The 20,081-nt window shown below is 41.6% G+C and carries 18 protein-coding genes and 1 pseudogene; 4 read left to right on the forward strand and 15 right to left on the reverse strand.

What is annotated here, in order from left to right:
* Positions 1–7: 7 nt before the first annotated feature.
* On the forward strand, positions 8–418 hold the full coding sequence (locus tag DACET_RS13955) for an acyl-CoA thioesterase (RefSeq protein WP_169304247.1): 411 nt from the start codon (positions 8–10) through the stop codon (positions 416–418).
* Here DACET_RS13955 and DACET_RS15790 read toward each other — a convergent pair.
* From DACET_RS15790 to DACET_RS13970, 3 genes are read right to left on the reverse strand one after another with little or no spacing between them, the layout of a single operon-like run.
* Positions 389–934 (reverse strand): thiamine phosphate synthase, encoded by a 546-nt coding sequence (locus DACET_RS15790; protein ID WP_013012013.1) that lies wholly within the window; start codon positions 932–934, stop codon positions 389–391. The two genes, DACET_RS13955 and DACET_RS15790, sit on opposite strands and share 30 nt — an antisense overlap.
* Positions 912–3,788, reverse strand: a complete 2,877-nt coding sequence (gene glnE / locus DACET_RS13965; RefSeq protein WP_013012014.1) for a bifunctional [glutamate--ammonia ligase]-adenylyl-L-tyrosine phosphorylase/[glutamate--ammonia-ligase] adenylyltransferase — start codon at positions 3,786–3,788, stop codon at positions 912–914. The genes DACET_RS15790 and glnE overlap by 23 nt, the downstream gene beginning before the upstream one ends.
* Positions 3,785–5,749, reverse strand: a complete 1,965-nt coding sequence (locus DACET_RS13970) for a two-component system sensor histidine kinase NtrB (protein WP_013012015.1) — start codon at positions 5,747–5,749, stop codon at positions 3,785–3,787. Before DACET_RS13970 ends, glnE begins: the two co-directional genes overlap by 4 nt.
* A 119-nt stretch (positions 5,750–5,868) precedes the next feature.
* On the opposite strand from DACET_RS13970, the gene DACET_RS13975 reads away from it, so the two are divergent.
* Both DACET_RS13975 and DACET_RS15795 read left to right on the forward strand, forming a co-directional pair.
* Positions 5,869–7,704, forward strand: coding sequence for a phosphohexomutase domain-containing protein (locus DACET_RS13975; protein WP_013012016.1), 1,836 nt, complete (start codon positions 5,869–5,871; stop codon positions 7,702–7,704).
* Between the two features lie 141 nt (positions 7,705–7,845).
* Entirely contained in the window at positions 7,846–9,978 is a 2,133-nt protein-coding gene (locus DACET_RS15795; protein WP_013012017.1) for a glycosyltransferase family 4 protein, read from the forward strand.
* A gap of 67 nt (positions 9,979–10,045) precedes the next feature.
* Here DACET_RS15795 and lpxC read toward each other — a convergent pair whose 3' ends face one another.
* The 7 genes from lpxC to DACET_RS14015 form a co-directional block, all read right to left on the reverse strand.
* On the reverse strand, positions 10,046–10,954 hold the full coding sequence (gene lpxC / locus DACET_RS13985) for a UDP-3-O-acyl-N-acetylglucosamine deacetylase (protein WP_041230002.1): 909 nt from the start codon (positions 10,952–10,954) through the stop codon (positions 10,046–10,048).
* 308 nt (positions 10,955–11,262) lie between these two features.
* A complete protein-coding gene (dnaB, locus tag DACET_RS13990) occupies positions 11,263–12,597 on the reverse strand; it encodes a replicative DNA helicase (protein ID WP_013012019.1) in 1,335 nt (444 codons plus the stop codon).
* A gap of 1 nt (position 12,598) precedes the next feature.
* Positions 12,599–13,042, reverse strand: coding sequence for a 50S ribosomal protein L9 (gene rplI / locus DACET_RS13995; RefSeq protein WP_013012020.1), 444 nt, complete (start codon positions 13,040–13,042; stop codon positions 12,599–12,601).
* Positions 13,039–13,512 carry a regulatory protein RecX gene (locus tag DACET_RS15800; RefSeq protein ID WP_013012021.1) on the reverse strand — a complete coding sequence of 158 codons (474 nt, stop codon included), beginning with the start codon at positions 13,510–13,512 and terminating at the stop codon, positions 13,039–13,041. The genes rplI and DACET_RS15800 overlap by 4 nt, the downstream gene beginning before the upstream one ends.
* An 88-nt stretch (positions 13,513–13,600) precedes the next feature.
* Positions 13,601–14,629 carry a recombinase RecA gene (recA, locus tag DACET_RS14005; RefSeq protein ID WP_013012022.1) on the reverse strand — a complete coding sequence of 343 codons (1,029 nt, stop codon included), beginning with the start codon at positions 14,627–14,629 and terminating at the stop codon, positions 13,601–13,603.
* Between the two features lie 36 nt (positions 14,630–14,665).
* Positions 14,666–14,908: a 2'-5' RNA ligase family protein gene (locus tag DACET_RS16785; RefSeq protein WP_083772430.1), complete on the reverse strand. Its 243-nt coding sequence runs from the start codon at positions 14,906–14,908 to the stop codon at positions 14,666–14,668.
* A gap of 28 nt (positions 14,909–14,936) precedes the next feature.
* Positions 14,937–15,950, reverse strand: coding sequence for a mannose-1-phosphate guanylyltransferase (locus DACET_RS14015; RefSeq protein ID WP_013012023.1), 1,014 nt, complete (start codon positions 15,948–15,950; stop codon positions 14,937–14,939).
* 137 nt (positions 15,951–16,087) lie between these two features.
* Between DACET_RS14015 and DACET_RS16065 the strand changes: the two are divergent.
* Positions 16,088–16,204, forward strand: a pseudogene (locus tag DACET_RS16065) (transposase); the annotation flags it as partial.
* A gap of 97 nt (positions 16,205–16,301) precedes the next feature.
* Here DACET_RS16065 and DACET_RS14020 read toward each other — a convergent pair.
* From DACET_RS14020 to DACET_RS14040, 5 genes are read right to left on the reverse strand one after another with little or no spacing between them, the layout of a single operon-like run.
* The gene (locus DACET_RS14020) at positions 16,302–17,144 is read right to left on the reverse strand and encodes a class I SAM-dependent methyltransferase (protein ID WP_013012024.1); all 843 of its coding nucleotides are present in this window, start codon (positions 17,142–17,144) and stop codon (positions 16,302–16,304) included.
* The gene (locus DACET_RS14025; RefSeq protein ID WP_013012025.1) at positions 17,145–17,513 is read right to left on the reverse strand and encodes a DMT family transporter; all 369 of its coding nucleotides are present in this window, start codon (positions 17,511–17,513) and stop codon (positions 17,145–17,147) included.
* Positions 17,510–18,640, reverse strand: coding sequence for a dTDP-4-amino-4,6-dideoxygalactose transaminase (gene rffA / locus DACET_RS14030; RefSeq protein ID WP_013012026.1), 1,131 nt, complete (start codon positions 18,638–18,640; stop codon positions 17,510–17,512). Before rffA ends, DACET_RS14025 begins: the two co-directional genes overlap by 4 nt.
* Positions 18,627–19,334 carry a WbqC family protein gene (locus DACET_RS14035; protein ID WP_013012027.1) on the reverse strand — a complete coding sequence of 236 codons (708 nt, stop codon included), beginning with the start codon at positions 19,332–19,334 and terminating at the stop codon, positions 18,627–18,629. The genes rffA and DACET_RS14035 overlap by 14 nt, the downstream gene beginning before the upstream one ends.
* Complete coding sequence (locus DACET_RS14040; protein WP_013012028.1) at positions 19,331–19,981, reverse strand: formyltransferase family protein; 651 nt, start codon at positions 19,979–19,981, stop codon at positions 19,331–19,333. Before DACET_RS14040 ends, DACET_RS14035 begins: the two co-directional genes overlap by 4 nt.
* Positions 19,982–20,081 lie beyond the last annotated feature (100 nt).

Here is a 20,081-nt window from a genome sequence, read left to right on the forward strand (position 1 = left end):
CACCGGAATGATACTGACAAGAGATGTTCCGCTTCAGATATACGCATACGATGTTGATTACATGGGTATAGTGCATAACATAGTCTATCTGCGCTGGCTGGAGAAGATCAGAACTGACTTCCTGAATGAACACTACTCCATCACTGATGCTATCAACACCGGTATATCGCCAATCATTGCAAAAACTGAGATGACATATCACAGACCTGTACGAATAACAGACAGAGCTTTCGCCCACCTTAAGGTTGAAGAGATAGGTAGGTCAAAATGGGTTATCAGTATGGAGATACATGTTGAAGGCGAGCTGTACTTCAGAGCGGATCAATCCGGCATGTTCTATGACATAAACAAAAGACGTCCTGCAAGGACACCAGCCCATGTCAGAGAGCTATTTCAACAAGCACTGGCTTCTAAGTAGCTTTATCTCTCTGTAAAAAGATATTCCCGCCACCCCTGCAAAACCTTTTCCCTTAAGCCTGTTGATATTCTCTGAGCTGATTCCTCCGAGTGCATAAATCTCGCTATCAATATGCGAAACATCAACTGTGCCAAGTGGTTTAACTTCATAGTTTTTTTTCGTGAAAAAGATCGGGCTCAGAGTAAAATAATCTACACCCTTTGACTCCAGCTCGTCCATTGAATGTGCGGAATAACCTATCCTAAGCTTCGGAAAATCTCTGCGCACACTTTCAATATAGCTGTCTTTGCCTAGCTGTACAGCATCATAGCCGTATTTGGACGCTGTCTGCGCATCCAGAGAAAGTGAAAGAAAAGTATCCGGCAAAGCTTCCCGCAGCCTCCCTGCTTTCTCGTCCACAAGTGCCCTCTCTTTTATACGAAACCATATCACATCAGCATAGGGCGCACACTGTCCGGCTATATCAATAAATCTTTCACCAAAAGTTTCATAATCAAGAATCTGCATTATCTTCATTGCTGATCCTTTCAAATATTCTGTTAAATGCCGCCCGAACAGCACGCCTGATGTTCTGATATTCAGCCATTAGTGTCACTGCCCCGTCAGTTTTAAACCCGTAGAAATTCCCTATCTTGCCCCTGAGTTCGTCGCTTTTCGGGAGTATTGACGTGTCTGAATTTTCATATATGCGTACAAGATTTTCCAGATGTCTGAAAAAGAGGTATCCTTTGTGCAGAGAGTAAAAGTCACGATCCTTTATAAGTCCCTGCTTACGGAAGGAATGGAGAGCATCGTGGGTGTTCGGAGTGCGGAAAGAACTGTGCTGACAGCCGTATTTGAGCTGGAGCATCTGCGCTATAAACTCTATGTCCAGAAGCCCGCCGTAGCCTGCTTTGATGTTGTTCTTCTCATAGGGAAGCCCTTTTTCTTTTTCAATCCGCATGCGCATATCATAGACTTCCTGCACACCATCGTCATCCAGTTTGCATGTAAAAAGGACATCTTCCTTTATCCTTTTAAACTCTTCTAAAAGCGGGGAATAATGATTTATAACACTGGAACGCAGAAGAGCTTGTTTCTCCCACACCATTGCAGATTTCTTCTGATAATCCTCAAAGCCGTGCATACTGACAACCAGAGTTCCACTTGAACCACTGGGGCGAAGGCGCATATCTGTCTTATACAAAAAGCCGTTGCGGGTAAAAGTATTAAGAAAGGAGTTGGCACGCTGAACAAGCTTTGAGAAAAACTCCATGTTGGTCACCGATTTTTTCCCGTCAGTCTCCCCCTGCTCCTCAAAGAGAAAAACCATGTCAATATCAGACCCGAAGCTCATCTCTATACTGCCGACTTTACCCATTCCTATCAGAAGGTAACGACACTCTTCGCCGTCTTTCCTTCTGGGAACCCCATACCGCTCAAGCAGTTGCTCGTAAACTGTGCGGAATGCAAAATCCACAGTACCTTTTGCAAGCTCTGTCAGTGAACGCATCATGTCTATGACATTTATTGTTTTATTCAGATAAGCGTAGCCGATGTTAAAGATATAAGACCGGTGCCGTATACATGCCGTTTCGAGCTCCAGTTCAACATCTCCTCTGTATTTCTCTGTAAGCTTCCATAGGTCAGAGCTTACCTCCGCAGCATCGTATGTTGTCTCTTTCGGGTCGTAAACATAGTCCAGCAAATCAATGTGAGAGAGAATCATATTTGTCAGATAAGAACTGTATGAAAACACATTGATCAGACGATTCAGGACTTTTGGTGCAGATATAAAGATATCGTGAAGCATATATATCGTTGATGCTTTTATCAGTAATCGTTCAAATGTAATAAGTATCTGATACGCATCATCTCTGCTTTTCAGCTCGCGGAGTATGACAGGGAGCAAAACTTTCAGAACGCTTCTGTCACTTTTAAGTCTGGGCCTGTTCTTGTTGCCGTGCACTATCCTCCGCACAGCCTTTACGCTGTCGATCGGGTCTTTTATACCTATTTCACGAAGGATATGCGCTGCATCTTCGTCTGTGAGTTCATTGTCAAATATAGCGAGAATATTATCGTCCGTGGTGTTGTCATCACTGAAAAGTTTCGCAAATTCGTCATTAACCCGCTGAGTCACTTCAGAATATGCATGCTGAAAATCAGTGTCGCAGGAGAAACCGCAGCGTTCAAGATAAAGGTCATAAGTCGGCGAATCTTCAGGAACGATATGTGTCTGTCTTTCATTTTCTATCTGAACCATATGCTCGAGTCTGCGGAGGAAGCGGTAGTGCTCAGAAAGAACTATAACCGTTTCTCTGTCCATAATCCCGCACTCCCGGAGCTTATCCAGCCCTTTGAGCGTATTTCTGCTGAAGACAGCGGGGAACTTCGGAAAGTAAAGGATCTGAAAAGTCTGAACGACAAACTCGATCTCTCTGATGCCTCCGTATCCGAGCTTAACATGCTTTATGTTTTTACCTTTAAGCTCCACACGTTTGTTGATCTTTCTTTTCACCTCTTTCAGTTCGGAGAGAAGCTTAAAGTCCATACTGCGTCTGAAAACAAACGGGCGCACACGCTCAATAAACCCTGCCCCCACAGACTCGTCACCTGCGACGACCCTTGCCTTGAGAAGCATCATTCTCTCCCAGCTCTGCCCGTGGGATTCGTAGTACAGCTCATAGCTGTTCACCGGAAGGCATATCGCACCTCTGTCACCGTCGGGACGCAGGCGCAGATCGACACGAAAAACAATGCCGTCCTGTGTCCTTTCACCGATATATCTTGTAAGCTTCTCTGACAGACGGCTGAAAAACACGTGTGTTTCTATGGGGTCGGCACCATCAGTTTTGCCTTTGTCAGTGCCGTAAACATATATAATATCTATGTCTGAACTGAAATTAAGCTCCCACCCCCCAAGCTTACCCAGTCCGACCACACAAAAACCTATCTCATCCCCATCGTCATCCACAGGCTTCCCGTGAATTTCAGAAAGCTCTCTCATGCTGTAAAGGTATGCACACTGACAGGCCGCAGAAGCAAACGCGGAGACATGAGCGGTTACTTCCTCAACGCTTTTATTGAAATACAGATCAGAAGCCGCAATGGCTGTATACTCTATCATCTTGAATCTGCGCATATAAGCGATAAACTCATCCGGAGACATAGCATATATATCCGCAGACAACAGATCGTTCAGAATGGTTTCCCTGTTCCTCTCCCCGCAAAATTTGCTCTCGGCTTCTATAAGCCCCTCGATGTTGTTTACCAGCCATACTCCAATAAATTCTGAATGCTTTCCAACCGTGCTGAGTGCTTCTGTAGACCTCTCTGACAACCCCGCCTCTGATGCATTTGCTCTTATAATATCCTGTCTGCTGCTCATTTTGACTCCGAAAACATTAATATAAATTCTGTGCCTTCGCCGGATTTGCTGTTTACGTCTATGAACCCGCCCATATCAAGGGTTATCTGCTTCACAGTGGCAAGCCCCAGCCCGGTTCCACGCTCGCTTTTGGTTGTGAAAAACGGTTTATATATATGATCCATGACATCCGGCGGTATTCCCACTCCGCTGTCTTTAACGCTCAAACAAAAGAAATGTCCAAAAGGTTTTTTCTCAACATAGGTTGAAACATATATTATCCCTTTGCCGCCCATAGCATCGGATGCATTCTGGCAAAGATTAATGAGAGCCTGAGTAATTTTAGCCTGCATTGCTTTTATCTTTATATCTCCGGCGGCATCAACATATTCAACAAGCACATCTGCCGGTAAAACACTCTCCACCATCTCAACTGCATTACGCACAAACTCTCTGCCGGATTTTATCTCATACCGATCCTTAGTGTCTTTAGTATAACTAAGCACGCTCGTCAGATACTTATTAGCCCCGTCCAGAATAGTTTTTATTTTTGCCATATGCTCTTTGTGTGAATCCGCATCTGAGCGTTCCATAAGGCTGTACTGAAGGGAGATATTCTGAAGGATATTACTGAAATCATGTACCATACCGGCTGCAATCGTACCGACCACCTCACGTTTCTGCGCCAGATAATAAGTATTCTGCATCTTTTTATAATCAGTAAGATCCGTCATAACAGACAGTATAGCAGGCTTATCGTCGAGATCGACAATACAGGAATGAATAGAAACACTGACCTGAGACATCCTTCCCGCCAGCAGAAACTCCGCCGGAACAGCCGACCCTTTTTTAACCACAACTGACACCATTTTTGCAAAACGCTTCTTCTCTCTTATCATAAAATTAATATTTGCTCCTATCGGGTTCCCCCCTTTCAGCAGCTGAGCAAAGCGACCGTTACACTCTATAATTTCACCATCCTGCCTGTAGAGCACTATATATTCGGGAATAATCTCGAACAGCCTCTGATACCTCTTCTGCATACTCTCCAAGTGCTCTGTGCGCTCGCGAATCTCTCTGCCGAGTTTTTCATTAACATGCACCATCTCCAGAATGGCTAGTATAACAAGGAGGATGAGAGGGGAAGAAAAAACAAGTAGCTTATTCTTCTCTACCCAGGGGCAGCAGTCAAAGCTGAAACTCTCAACAAAGTTATCTCTTATATAGATAAGACACAGCTTTATGTCTCCGTAATAAAAACTGTAAAAGCCAATCAATTTCTGACCTTCTCTGACAATATCCCCGTCAGGCAGAGACCCCTTCAGCTGCAGCAGACGGTAGTTTTCAGAGTCCCGTTTGTAATGCAGCGCATCGTCAAGTATTATTCTTGAGGAAACCTCCTCAGAGAAATAATCAAGAAGTTTATAACTATTTACCGAATCAAGTATTGTGGATATTTCGTACACCACACCATAGAACTTATTGTTATTATAAACAGGCACAGCAAACATAAGATACGCATCACCTTTATCCTTTTCTGCCGCACACTCACTCAGCACGGGACCGACATAAAAGTCGCCGTTCAAAAGACGCTCAGCGATCTCCTCATTTACAATACTCCCCTCAGGGCAGACAGAAGTTCCTGAACTGATGCTGTTTATCACACTGAAGCCGCTGTCCATAAGCCCCACTGTAAAAGCACCCCTATGCCCATAGGCAGCAGCAACGAAATCTGTGTATGACACAAGAGCTCGGAGTATCTCCGTTGTATCGCCTGCATATGCAGCAGAATAAAGTTTTTCAAACCTTTCATTGATAAGGTGCTCAACAAAGCGTCCTGTCAGGATAACTGATGCTTTCGCATCATCAATATCTCGCTGGGTCTGGGTTACATCTGTACTACCTTTATAAACAAGAGTAGCAACGCCAACTGAGGAAAAAATAAATGCTGCCAGAATGAGCAGTATAAAATATCTTATCATGCATCCATCTTTATTTTACTCACACCACAGACAATTATATTTATGTCAATATACTTGACCTTGAGTGGTGTTATGCTTTAATTTTAGAAAGCAATCTTTAAAACCGCAAGGGGTATATCATGTATGACCAACTGAAAAAACTCGAAGCACCGGAAAAAGTTATAAATAATGCTGACAAACTGCTGAAACCAACCTCATATGATATACGGGCATACGTTGGAGAACCTGGAAATTTTTTCTCTGATGATGCTGTCTTCACTCCTCAGTCAGCAGAGGTGATAGGCAAAATACTAGGATCACAGGAATTCATACTTAAAACAGGCGTAAGAATGAGCCTCAAAGTCGGTGAAGCCATTGTCATAGGCTATGACAACGGTCCGACATCAGAAGCACTGGCAAAAGCCATGGCGAAGGGACTCATGGATATGGGTGTTAATGTATACGACATCGGTGTCGCATCCTCCGGTCAGGTCTACCAGAACCAGAACCAGCTAGGGGCAATTGCTCACATACAAATAACGCGCTCACATGTAGAGGTTACAACAAACGGTGCCAAATTCGGCATATCCACTCAGGGAGTGCACACATATCTGCTGGAGCAGATGAACACATTCCTTAAAGAGAAATACCTTGTACGAAACGTACCCGAAGAACACAAAGGCATCACCCTCAATAAAAAAGAAGAGGGGCGCAAAGCATATTATGACAAAATGATATCTGTTTATGCTTCTTATTTCAAAAAACGCGACAACTCCATGGTGTGTGTCAACTTGTTCGGCGGAACCGGACTCCAATACAAAGAACTGTTCAAACAGATACTCGGCGAGCATTGCTCCATAATAGGGACTGACATAGATGTAAACAGCGGACAGGTGCTCGCAGACCCGACCCGCAAAGAGATGCTGGCAAAAGTTCCCGGGCTTTCAGAAGCACTCAAAGGAGGGAAGAGAGTGCACTCTTTTGACCTGGACGCAGACAGAGGATCCATTACGGAAGGCGCAGACGCCCTTGACTCTTCCGCAGACGGACATTATCTCGGCGACTCCCTTGCCTTCATACTTGCAGACTACAAGATGAAGATAGCCATCCCTGAGCTGATGGCAAAACTGCAAGCAGAAAAAGTCAATGACAGAAACCTTAAGGCTATCGAAAAAGTGTGCAGCCGTTTCTATATCGATGCCAGATACACCGGAGCAGTTAAGCAGTATGTCGAAGATATGGGGGGAGAAACAATATTCCATCCGAAAGGGCACTCCCTCTGGAAAGAAACTATTACAGCCAATATGAAAACAATCTCCTCTTTGTCAGGATTTACAGACATTGCAGAATTCGCCAAAGAGACCGGATACAGAGACCTTCAGATTGAAGCAAGTCTTCATATGTTCTCGACTGACACTGATGACGGCATCCCAAGAGACGATGCTGTTGAAAATATATTTATACTTGAACAGATAATCGACAGGTTATCAATAAACTCTCTTCATGCTTATTTCAGCTCCCTGCCTAAAAGATTTACCACCAAAGAGATAAGAACCGTGGCAGAAAATAACGAAAAGAAAGATTTAATAACAGCAGACGCTGTTAAACTGATAAAAAACCTATTTGCAGACAGAAAAGGATTCGACACAACCCTGTTTGAAGGGCAGATAAGGGTTGATTTCCCCGAAGGATTCATAATGTACGGCATGTCCAACACTTCACCAAAGCTGACTTTCATGGCGGAAGGTGCAGACATGCAGATGCGTAATAATGCTCTGGCTTTCCTTTTGGGAATACATAACGGTTTAAAAGAGAAATACGAAGATGCGTCACCGATGGATCTTGCAGAGAACAGCTTTTTCACTAACGATAAAACTTTTGAACTTAACAATCCGGACATTGTCACAATATCGGACAGCAGATTCATGACTTTTGCCGCACACTGCGGGATACGCCCGGAAGATATTAAACTATAATATATCTACAAATATTCGCATCATATTATAAACATTAGTTGCTTTAAGATGGTTATTAATGCTAACTTTTGTTATGGAGTATTAAGCGTGGGTTTTTTATACCGGTAGGATGCCGGTTGTCATTATCACGGAGCAGCTTACATGTTACTTATATATATGCTGACGGGATTTGCTGTCAGCCTGATAACTGTCCCATTTATAACGGCACTGGCAGCAAAGGCTCAGATTGTTGATGTGCCCTGCGAAAGAAAGATACATATAGACAATATCCCTCTTCTGGGCGGGCTGGGTATTTTTGCCGCATATATCATAGTTATCCTGACCATAGACTCATTCTCTGCTAAAACTTATGCACTTATAGCTGCTAACGTCATAATCATAATCACAGGCATGTTTGACGATGTATTTAGCCTGAACGCTCCTAAAAAACTTATCGGACAGGTTGCTGCTGCTGTCGTCATAATTCTCTTTACTGATTTCAGATTCACGATATCATCTTTCGACTATGCATTTCTCAGTTATCCAATGGTTAATATCGCCTTCACACTCCTATGGGTAGTCGGTGTGACCAACGCTCTGAATCTGGTTGACGGAATGGACGGTCTCGCAGGCGGCATAGCTTTCATGGCTTTTGGAGCTATGAGCTACGCGGCATACTCAAAAGGCTATGATTTCAACGCCTATGTGTGCATGGGACTAATGGGTGCAACTCTGGGCTTCCTGCGTTACAATATACCGCCGGCAAAAGTGTTTATGGGGGATACCGGCAGTCTGTTTCTCGGCTTCAACATTGCGGTGATGTCTATAGGAACATCCCATAAGAGTGGTACGGTTTTGTCAGTTCTCATTCCGATTATGTTTATCTCTCTGCCGCTTTTTGACACCATGCTTGCCATAGTTCGCCGTGCAATGAAAGGCAAAAACCCTATGAAAGCAGACAAAGAACATCTTCACCACAGGCTGCTCAGTCTGGAGTTTTCATCTGTTCAGACGCTGATGATATTTTACAGCCTCTCAATTCTGCTGATTGCTATATCCATATTTTCATTTCAGAAGCAGTTCATATGGGGAGCAATAATCATTCTGATGCTTTTATACATCTTCTTTCTGGTTCTGAAGCTGTTTCATCTGTTTGATGCAGGTAAAAAGATCCGGTCTCTTAATGAAAAAATGCGGAGAACTGCTGTCATCATAAGCAAACATAACATGGAGTACGATATTCGGACTCAGCTTCTGGATATAGTAATTATGCTTGCGTCGTCAGCTATGATCACAAAATTTATATGGCACGAAATACTCATAAACTACACTCAGCTCGCTGCGGCAATAGCGTTCTGTATCTCCATGTTTGCTGTACTCACTTATAAAAGGGTTTCACATATTAAAAATCAGTTCGTATCGTTCGGTTTTTTCTGGTTTTTCTTTTATATGGTATTCATCTCTTACAAGTCCAGCTTCACAGCATTCGACTTTACTTGCCTCACAGTTTTATTTGTCTGCATAATATTTAAAATACTCATTCAGAAACAGATTGACCTTTTTGTTTCCAACCCTATGGAACTGATTATGTTCTTCTGCCTGATACTGATCTACCTTTTTACCAAAGCTCCTGCTGCTGATTTTTTAGCGATATCAGCGTTTGCATTCATTCTTTATTACGCAAACAAGTTTTACTTCAATGCAAAATCAGCACTCAACATATCATACACGGTTGTGCTTAGTGTATTCCTTATCATCTTCACTATCAGCAGCTCGATGTCCATTGTCAACTCTGATTCTGGCGGGACTCCTGTGGCACTTACACCGGCACAGATCAAAAGCCTTCTTAAAGATTACACAAGGAACGGAGAGTATGAAAAAGCACATCAACTCCTCCTCGCCTATGAAGATAAAAGACCATTCACTATAATGAAAGCGTACTATAAAGGAGAGGGTGCTAAACTTTATTCAAACTTGGTTCTGGATGCTCTTCTGGCCGGGGACTTAGCCCTTTCAAATACTTATCTTAATGAGTTTCTGACAATCTTTCCTGACATGGTGGAAGAATTCTACGTTACAGTGGCGCCTATCCTCACAAGAGTTTCAAAACTCAACATAAGAGGTGCTGGGGATATACACATAGCTGGCATTTCAATTGACCAGATATCAAAGACTTATTCAGAAACACTTTTTGCGATGTCATCAAGATATGAGCATAAAGGCTTTGATAAACGCAGTCACAGCTATAGCGAAATAGCTATGCTTCTGGAAGATATAGGTAAATCAGCAAAATAGATAAATTATGAGTAGAATAACGGGAAAAACCTGATTACCGGAAGCGCTGCTTTATCACTTCCGGCTATCAGGACATCCCCTGTGGTTTGAGTTCTAGATTATTTATAAGTGCCGGGTCGATATCCGGCAGCTCAATGATTGAATAGAAATTCGCAGACTCAATAAGAGTTCTCGCAAAAAGATTGTTCAGGTTATGACCTGATTTATAAGCTCTGATGTGACCAAATATAGGATATCCGAGCAATGAGATGTCACCAACAAGATCAAGCATTTTATGACGTACAAACTCATCATTAAAACGCAAGCCCTCGGGATTCAGGACATCTTTGCCGTCGATCACCACCGCAGTATCAAGACCGCCGCCTTTAGCAAGCCCCATCTGCCACAATTGCTCCACTTCGTTTTTAAAACCGAACGTGCGGGCAGGAGCCAGCTCTTTTGAAAAGCTTTCAGGGGTAACGTTAAAGTACCCTTTCTGCTGACCAATGGACTCATTTTCAAATTCTATATCAAAGGTTACTTTAAAAAAACGTGAAGGGATAATCTCTATCCATTTACCGTCCTTTTCAAGTCTGATACGTTTTTTAAATTTGATGAATTTTCTTGCTTTTGCCTGTTCAACGATTCCGGCATCAAGTATCGCATTAACAAATGCAGTAGCTGAACCGTCGAAAACAGGAACTTCAGGACCTCTGACATCTATCTTTGCATTGTCGACACCAAGACCGTAAAGAGCTGCCATAAGGTGTTCTATGGTGCTGATAGTCTGATTCCCGCACTGGATAGTAGTTGCCAGCTGCGTTGAGGTTACGGTATATGGAGAAACCCTTGTATACTCGCTCTCAGTGTCAGATCTTCTGAAGCAGATACCTGTATCAGGATATGCAGGATGTATAGTAACCTGCATCTTTTCACCGGTATGCAACCCTATACTTTCCATCTCAATTGTATTTTTCAGCGTTCTCTGCTTCATCATGCCCCCATCAACAAGAGATTAAAGCAATATATATGCCAATCTCTGAAGCCTATCAAACAGAACGTTTGCAATCTTGTTGTAGACAAAATGTAACAGGTTTGGTTCAAAAGCCTGTTGTTTTTTTTATACAGTGTACATATATATCTGACAAACAATAATTTCTTATTAAAAATAATTCCACTCAAATGACAATATCAGCTTGAATATGGAAATATCAAGGAAAAATTCAGCTGCTGCAACATACAACTAACTTACATAAATTTTACAACACTGTCATTTGCCAAACCATTTTATTTTTTCAAATATGACTAATAGTTACCTTTCGCAATATCACGAAACTGCATAAACTCCTTTATGAAAGCAAGCTCGATGTCTGCTGTGGCACCGTGTCTGTGTTTGGATATTATAACTTCCGCCACACCGGGTTTCAGACACTTATCTTTCGAATATACTTCATCACGGTACAAAAAGATGATCATATCCGCATCCTGCTCAATGGCTCCTGACTCACGAAGGTCGGAGATAAGAGGACGTTTGTCCTGCCTCTGCTCCACACCACGGTTAAGCTGCGAAAGAGCTACTACTGGAATGTTCAGCTCTTTTGCCAGTGCCTTAAGCGACCTCGAAATATCAGAAATCTGCTGTTCCCTGTTATCACCTTTGGTGGAGCTCATAAGTTGAAGGTAATCCACAAATACGAGGTCAAGTCCGTGCTCACGCTTTATACGTCTGCATTTTGCACGAAGCTCGAGCGGGTTGATAGCTGGCGTATCATCAAGGAAAAAGTTTATACCGGAGAGCTCACCACCAACCGAACTTAGCTTCTGCCAGTCCTCCATTGTAAAGTGACCACTCCTAAGCTTTGCGGATTCTATCTGCGCTGTGGCAGACAAAAGCCTCTGCACGAGCTGTTGAGATGACATCTCAAGAGTAAAAAAAGCAACGGATTTATTATCATCGCTGTATGCTGCATTAAGTGCAACGTTCAGAGCAAAAGCTGTCTTACCCATACCGGGACGACCTGCAATGATAATGAGGTCAGACGGCTGTAAACCGCTTGTAAGGTCGTTAAAGTCTTTAAAACCGGTAGTAACGCCGGAAAGTATATTTTTATTCTGATAAAGCCGGTCAAGACTGTCGATTGTCTGCGGTATAAGAGAGCCTATGGAGCGCGCATTGGAATTCAGCTTCTTCTCAGCAAGGCTGAATATGCGCTTTTCGGCCGACTCCACCACATCTTCCACATCCCCTTCAACATCATAGCAAGTGTCGGATATTTCAGCGGACATACCTATAAGCTGCCGAAGCACGGATTTATCACGGACAGTATCCGCATAATGCGCAACATTTGCAGAGGAGGGGAGTATATCCACCAGTGAAGACACGTAGTCCACACCGCCGGCTTTGGAAAGTTCCTCATCTGTCATCGAGCCGAGGAGCGTCACCACGTCAACAGGCTTACCCTGCTCCTGAAGTCTCAGTATTCTGGAATAAATATACTGATGACCGGGGATATAAAAATCCTCAGACTTAACTTTATCAATGACCTTGTCCAGAGCTTGTTCGTCAATGAGTATCGCAGCAATAACAGCCTGCTCCGCCTCTTTGTTATGGGGCGGAACTCTTCTAATGCTATCAGTCATATCAGTCTGCTTTCACTATAACCTTCACATGGGCGTTAATATCCATGAAGATTTTCACTTTCACACTGAATTCACCGGGTTCTTTTATCGGGTCTTTAAGGGCGATATCTTTCTTGTCTATCTCCAGCCCTGCATCTGCGAGAGCCTTTGCTATCTCAGATGATGTGATGGCTCCGTAAAGCTTGCCTGTATCGCCGCCCTTGCCAACGATAGTCACGCCGACTTTATTCAGCTTTTCAGCAAGTTCTCTTGCCTCAGCTATCTTTTTGTCTTCACGCTCTTTGTTTTTCTGTTTTTTCTCTTCCAGAGCCTGAATATTTGCGGATGTCGCTTCCAGAGCAAGCTTCTTTTTAAAAAGAAAGTTCTTAGCGTATCCGTCTTTCACATCTTTTATTTCGTCTCTTTTAGCTACACCTTTTACATTATCCAGAAATATTACTTTCATCTGTCAAGCTCCTCGTCAATTATTCTCTTTACTTCGTCTATGCTGTGCCCTTTGCGGTAAAAGTGCGCCGTGCACTTCTGTCTAAGTTCGTAAGGGTCTTCAATATTCTTTCTTTCAAGAAACCTTGCCACGAATTCTTTCAGAATTACGTGTCGGTTAATATGACTTTTTTCACAGATTTCGTCAATATCGGAGAGATCATCATTAAGTCCTTTATCATAAAGGTCACCGGATATTCTATAAGAACCGTATCCACTGCGCACGCGGGAGGCAATATAAACTTCCCTGTACCTGTCGTCATCCAGATATCCGTATTCTTTCAGCTTCGCAACTGTTGTATCCGCTTCTTCCTCTCCGAAATGTTCTGTGATTTTTTTCCTCAGATCCTTTTCGGAATAGTCCTTTTTGGCAAGTACACGAGAGGCGTACTCAAGACCGGTTTTGCTTCTTATCTTTCGTTTATAATACATACACTGCCAGAGCGAAAGGTGTTTATATTTCCGGAAGCGGGCAGATAATTGCGCGAAAAGCACTTAACCTGTCCGCCGCCGTAATCATTTATTTTTTCTTTTCATCTTCAGGGGGGAGGATTATCGGCTCAATCATACCAAGCTTAGTTCGTATTTTATCCTCTATCTCCTGAGCTATCTCAGGGTTTTCCTTCAGATAAGTTCTGGAGTTCTCTTTCCCCTGTCCGAGCTTCGCATCGTTATAGCTGAACCATGCTCCAGCCTTATTGACAAAACCTGCGTCAACACCCATATCAATAAGCAGTCCCTCACGGGAAACACCGACACCATAAAGGATATCGAATTCTGCTGTTTTGAACGGCGGTGCAACTTTGTTTTTAACAACTTTAGCAAGACCGTGATTACCAACAACTTCTTCTTTCTCTTTCAGAGCCTGAGTTTTTTTGATCTCCAGTCTCATGGAAGCATAGAACTTAAGGGCGTTACCGCCTGTTGTTGTTTCCGGGTTTCCATAGACAACACCGATCTTAGACCTTGTCTGGTTAATGAAGACAAGTGTGGTTTTTGATTTATTTACAATACTGGTGAGCTTTCTGAGTGCCTGAGACATAAGCCTTGCCTGAAGCCCCATGTGGGAGTCGCCCATTTCACCTTCGATCTCTGCACGTGGCGTAAGTGCCGCAACGGAATCCACAACGATTATGTCGATGGCACCGCTTCTTACAAGTGTTTCTGTTATTTCAAGAGCCACCTCGCCACTGTCCGGCTGCGACACAATGAGGTTATCAGTATCGACACCGATAGCTTTTGCATAGATAGGGTCAAGAGCATGTTCTGCATCAACAAATGCCGCCGCCCCGCCAAGTTTCTGTGCTTCTGCAATGGCATGGAGTGCGATGGTTGTCTTACCGGAGGATTCCGCACCGTAAATCTCTATGATACGTCCGCGCGGAAAACCGCCAACACCAAGTGCAATGTCAAGAGACAGTATACCCGAAGGGATGACAGGGAGCTTTTCCACCGGTTTATCGCCAAGGCGCATGACAGCACCTTTTCCAAAGTCTTTCTCAATTTTGCCCATAGCTGCGTCTAAGGCTTTCTGCTTATCCTGATCCATCATTCCTCCATGTATATACTAATCAATTATCTGATCTTATAATACTTTATGCTTACAAACCTCTCTGTGCAGCCGGGTATATACCGGTTCCTGCTGAGTGAGAGAACTTTTATACAGCACAATTGATTCTACATGAAAATCTGTGGTTTGAAAAGCCGCCTGACATGATTTGATAAAATTATTCAGACCGGATTTATCTTTGATATTCCGTATACGGCATAAAGTTATATGCATACGGAAAGACTTGCTGTCAAACTTCAATCCCTTCCTTTGCAGAATCTCTGATAATCGCCCCTAAAAGCACGCATCAGCCATCCAGCTTCTTAAGAGCCTTCTCGATGTCTGTTCCCTTCTTTGCAATGAGTATCTTCCCGCCATACTCCACGACAACAACGTCATCCAAACCACATACAACAACATCCTGCTCTCGGTTCAGAACCATACATCCCTCACTGTCAACGAAGTCAGCGCAACCGAAACTCTCACCGATATTAAGGGACAGGTTGGCATTCACTTTAGGACTTCGATGCTCGTATATGGACTCATAAGTCCCGACATCACGCCACCCCTTTATACCTTTCACGCACTTAAGTTTATCGCTCTTTTCCAGTACGCTACTGTCTATGCTGTAAGTAGTCATTTCTCCCATAAAACGCCCGCAAAGCCTGTGTGTCGCTCTGCCGGAACGTATGTTTTCTATAACTTTGCGTGCAATAGCAACCTGATCAGGCAGATATTTTATCAGCTCACAAAGCATAACATCACTGTTGAAACACAATATACCACTGTTGATAAGGTAGCCGTCGCTCATGTATTTTAAAGCAGTTTCAGAATCAGGCTTTTCATGGAATGCAATCACGTTTTCGCTATCTGCCTGAATATAGCCAAACCGGTCTTCAGGTTTTTCAGACTCGATGCCAAATACCACGACAGAGCCTTTTTCTGCGAAGTCTCGGGCCCTTTTAACAGAGTCCTGATATGCTTCATCGTTATTGATTTCGTGATCAGACGGAGTCGCCAGAATTATTGTTTCAGGGTACATCAGGCAGGCAATGATAATTGATGACGCAGTACCTTTACAGGATGACTCCAGTATAATGTCAGCAGAGAGTTTTGCCGCTGTAAGCTGCTTGTCAACCTGATCAGAATACTTCTGATTGGTAAGTACGGAGGTTTTATCACACAAAGGCATGTTGCGACGAATCGTCTTTATATATAGAGATTCCTCTTTTCCGAATTTTATAAACTGTTTTGGCGTGTCTCCGGCAGACAAAGGCCACAGCCTTTTGCCCGCCCCACCACAAAGAACTATATTTAACATGTGTAAATAATAATTGCTTTTATATTCTAAGTCTACATCTGATAATCATTAATAGTAATCCTTCTATAAGCGTCCTCATTAAGTAGACATTTCAAACTTAGAGTTTTCTGGCAAACTAAAAAGCTAGGAGGCTCATTTTGAAGAAATCACGATTCACCGAAACACAGATCATTTCAATTCTTAAGGAATCGGATGCTGGCATGCTGGTAAAGGATATTTGCCGTAAGCATGGTATATCTGATGCAACATATTATAGGCATTTTACCCAGAAAATCATACGGTCCTTCTGTATTATATTCAACCATACAGCGGTCTGCTTCCGTACGCTTATCCCTCTTGAATTTTCAAAGTTTACGAATTGTCGAGGTTCTCTTTGTTGGGCACTTTACACTTGGTTGCTATCGCGATAATGCTCCCACCAAAAAAGTTTGGAATAAAACGTATGATTTTATGTTCTAAACGGGTCAAAAACACAAGAACGGAATTAATAATTCCTCCAACGTCTCCCAAAACTGCATCGTCATGCTGCTTTACTCTTCCTCTGTCAGGATACAAAAGCGTTCTTAGAAATAAAAGTGGAGTGATAGATACGAAAAAGTACCTCATAACATGAATATCAAACCCACTTTCTCTCAACAATTTATTAAGCGATTTCAAAGAATATCTTCTCTTGTGACCTGCATCAGCATCTGAAGCATTCCAAAGCCAACTGTGTGCAGGTACTGTCAACGTGACATATCCATTGTCTTTCAGCATTAAACGCACACAGGCTAATGCCTGAAAATCGTCATCGAAATGTTCTATTACATCAAATAAATTGATACAATCAAATTCTGATCGAAATGGAGGGTTGAACACATCAAATTGGTATCTATTTTCAATACCATATGACGAGGCATACCGAAGTCCATTCATGTGCAGCTCACCTACTGAAATATTCTTGTAGCCTTTTGACATTAAGTACCTTGATACATTTCCAGTTCCAGCGCCTATTTCAATAATTTTTGTATCTTTAGGTATATATTTTGACAGATATTTAAATATTAGTTCTTTACGTGCTATAAACCAAAAATGATTATTTTCAATCTCATAGAGCTTATCCAAATCATGTGCATGATAATCAGAATGCTCTTCACAAACTCCCTCATCAAACACGAATATCCCATCTTGTTCTTTATAAGGTCTAATTATCACCTAAGGTCTCCCAATACAATACACACCGGCAACGATCAAAACTAGCCCAAACAGCTTCATCAATGTTAGAGGTTCTCTTAAGAAAACGATAGCAAACACACTGGTAAGCATAGCTAAGCCACCTACAATTATTGGATAAACTTGAGAAATATCAAATTTCGTCATTGCAGCCATCCAAAACAATGCAGCTATAAATGCAGCACCAAACCCACTAAATATAAAGGGATCACATATCAACCTAAGCAAAAACATAATTTTACAGGAAAAGCCCTCCGGCAAGGCACCGTACATGCCTATTCTCCATTTCAAAACCAATTGACCATACACCGTACAAAATACTGTCGCAGCTACATACAGATATCCATTCATAAAGTTTTACTCCAATCGTAAATACTATCGCAAATCAGATCAACCTCAGCAAATGTAAGTTCAAAATAAAGCGGAAGACGTAATAATCTATCTGTGTACAGGTCAGCGTTTGGTAATTCGTTGCCAGTATATTTAGGCATGTAGTACTCACTTTTATGTAATGGTAAGTAGTGAAACACTGAAGAAATCCCTCTTTCTTTAAGAAAACACATCAGCGATGAACGCATTCTAAGATTAGCACAAAGAACATAAAACATATGAGCATTGTTGCTAGCATATTCTGGAATATACGGGAGCGAAATACACCCATTCAGCGCTAACTCTTTAAGGTTATTATAATACCTTTCCCATATTGCAATTCTTTTTGCTTGTATCTCTTCGAGATGCTCTAGTTGGGCATACAGAAAAGCAGCATTAATATCTGATGGCAAAAAAGACGAACCAATATCTACCCAGCCATACTTATTAACTTCACCTCTGAAAAAAGCACTCCTATTTGTTCCTTTCTCTCTTATAATTTCTGCTCTATCAGCAAACCTCATATCATTAACCGCCAGCAAACCACCTTCACCACTGGTTATATTTTTCGTTTCATGAAAACTAAAGGTGCCTAGATGACCTATCCCTCCAAGACTTTTCCCTTTGTAGTACGAGTCCACTGCTTGTGCTGCATCTTCTACAACATATAGCTTATATCTATCTGCCAAACCTAGTATCTTATCCATGTCACATGCAACTCCTGCATAATGAACAGGTACCACCGCTTTTGTCTTTGGAGTGATCAAAGATTCGATGGATTCTTCATCAATACCTGGCATATCAGGTCTGCTATCTGCAAAGACAATTTTAGCTCCACGTAACACAAATGCATTGACTGTGCTAACAAATGTATAGCTTGGCGCAATTACTTCATCCCCTGGCCCAATATTAAGAAGTAAGGCTGCAAGCTCAAGAGCATCGGTACAGGAAGTAGTGAGTAACGTTTTAGAAAATCCGAAGGTCTCGTTAAAAAAATCTTGACATTGATGTGTGAAATCTCCGTCACCAGATATTTTACCTGACCTCATAACTTGTTCAATATATCCCAGCTCCTGCCCTGTCATGTATGGTTTGTTAAATGGTATCATTATTAAAACTCTTCATATATTTGTTTGCTTCTTTTCCAGTATTAAAAATTAAGTCAAGAATAGTGACCCCATGCTCGAAAGGAGGATAAAGCTGGCTGTATTCGGGGTAACCGTTATAATCCATCCATTCAACAGTGATACCCGCTTTTAAAAATAACGATTCATCTATATAGTTTTGTGCAGATGGCCCACTTAAATAAGTTGTACCATCAAGTTTTTCACATATATCAACTAGCCGTTCAGTTTTGCCTTCTATGATATTAAGGTCATTTGACCATATTATCTTTGTGTCTATACCGAGTATCTCACTTATAACTTTAATAAAGGTATAGTTTATTTCACTTAGATAGTTCTCTTTCTCCATATTTTTATACAAATCTTCGAAGATATCTTTGTATTCCTTGAAATATACAGACTTGGCATAGTTCTGGACTATGCTTCTCCAGTGCTTCATAGCCCAAGATTTATCGCCTATTTTAGTTTCTCTGATTTTTTGAGAGTACTTCCCTTTTACCTCAACTGGAATACTCAACCACTGAGAGCCCTGTGCTGTCTTTATTTTGTTTCTGTTTCTCCAATCCCTACGGGTATACTGCATCTCATCATATATAACAAAAACATCAACCATATTTATCAAGTCAAAATAGCCTTTCCATGGGATATAGTTTGATTGCAGAATTGCAATTTTTTTCATAATTCAGATAACCTCTTCCAAAAAAAGTCATCAAACAAATTCTCATTGAACAATAAATTTGGAGAATATTCAAACTTATTATTTTTAGATTTTTCAATAATATCTTCATTACTTAAATTGACAAGAGTATTTAGAAGTATCAAGCAACCTTTTTGAAATATTTCTTGTATCGCATCATCTATAGAGATATCTGTTTTTAGTAATGCTTGTGAAATGATCTTCCCACTATCAACACCTTCATCAACATAATGGCATGTAGTTCCAGCATATTTGCAGTTTTTCCCATATGCTTGCTTAATTGGCTCTATTCCAATAAGACCATCAAATGCTGGAAGCAAGGAATAATGTAAGTTTATTAATTTTCCATAGTACTTTTTTACAACTTCTTCATCAATGATTTTGTGCCAGTTTGTTACAATAATATCCGGATTTATTTTTTCTAATTCCAGAAGAAGTTCTTTATTCTCACTTCTTCTATAGTTAATTTTTTTACAATAAATATCATTATTTTGTGCAAAATCAGAAGAGCCACATTCTCTATCTGCAATTAAAAATAATTCAATATTTTTAATCAGCTTTTCTTCTATTGCCATTTTAAAAAATTTAAAATTACCACCGCCACCTGAGGCTAAAAAACATATTTTCATTTTACATCTTTATTATATATATTTCGTACTATCGTGTAAGGTCTTTGTTTCACTTCTATAAATATTTTAGATAGATAGATGCCAATTATCCCTAAAAGAA

Origin of the sequence: Denitrovibrio acetiphilus DSM 12809, assembly GCF_000025725.1 — a bacterium.
GTDB lineage: Bacteria > Chrysiogenota > Deferribacteres > Deferribacterales > Geovibrionaceae > Denitrovibrio > Denitrovibrio acetiphilus.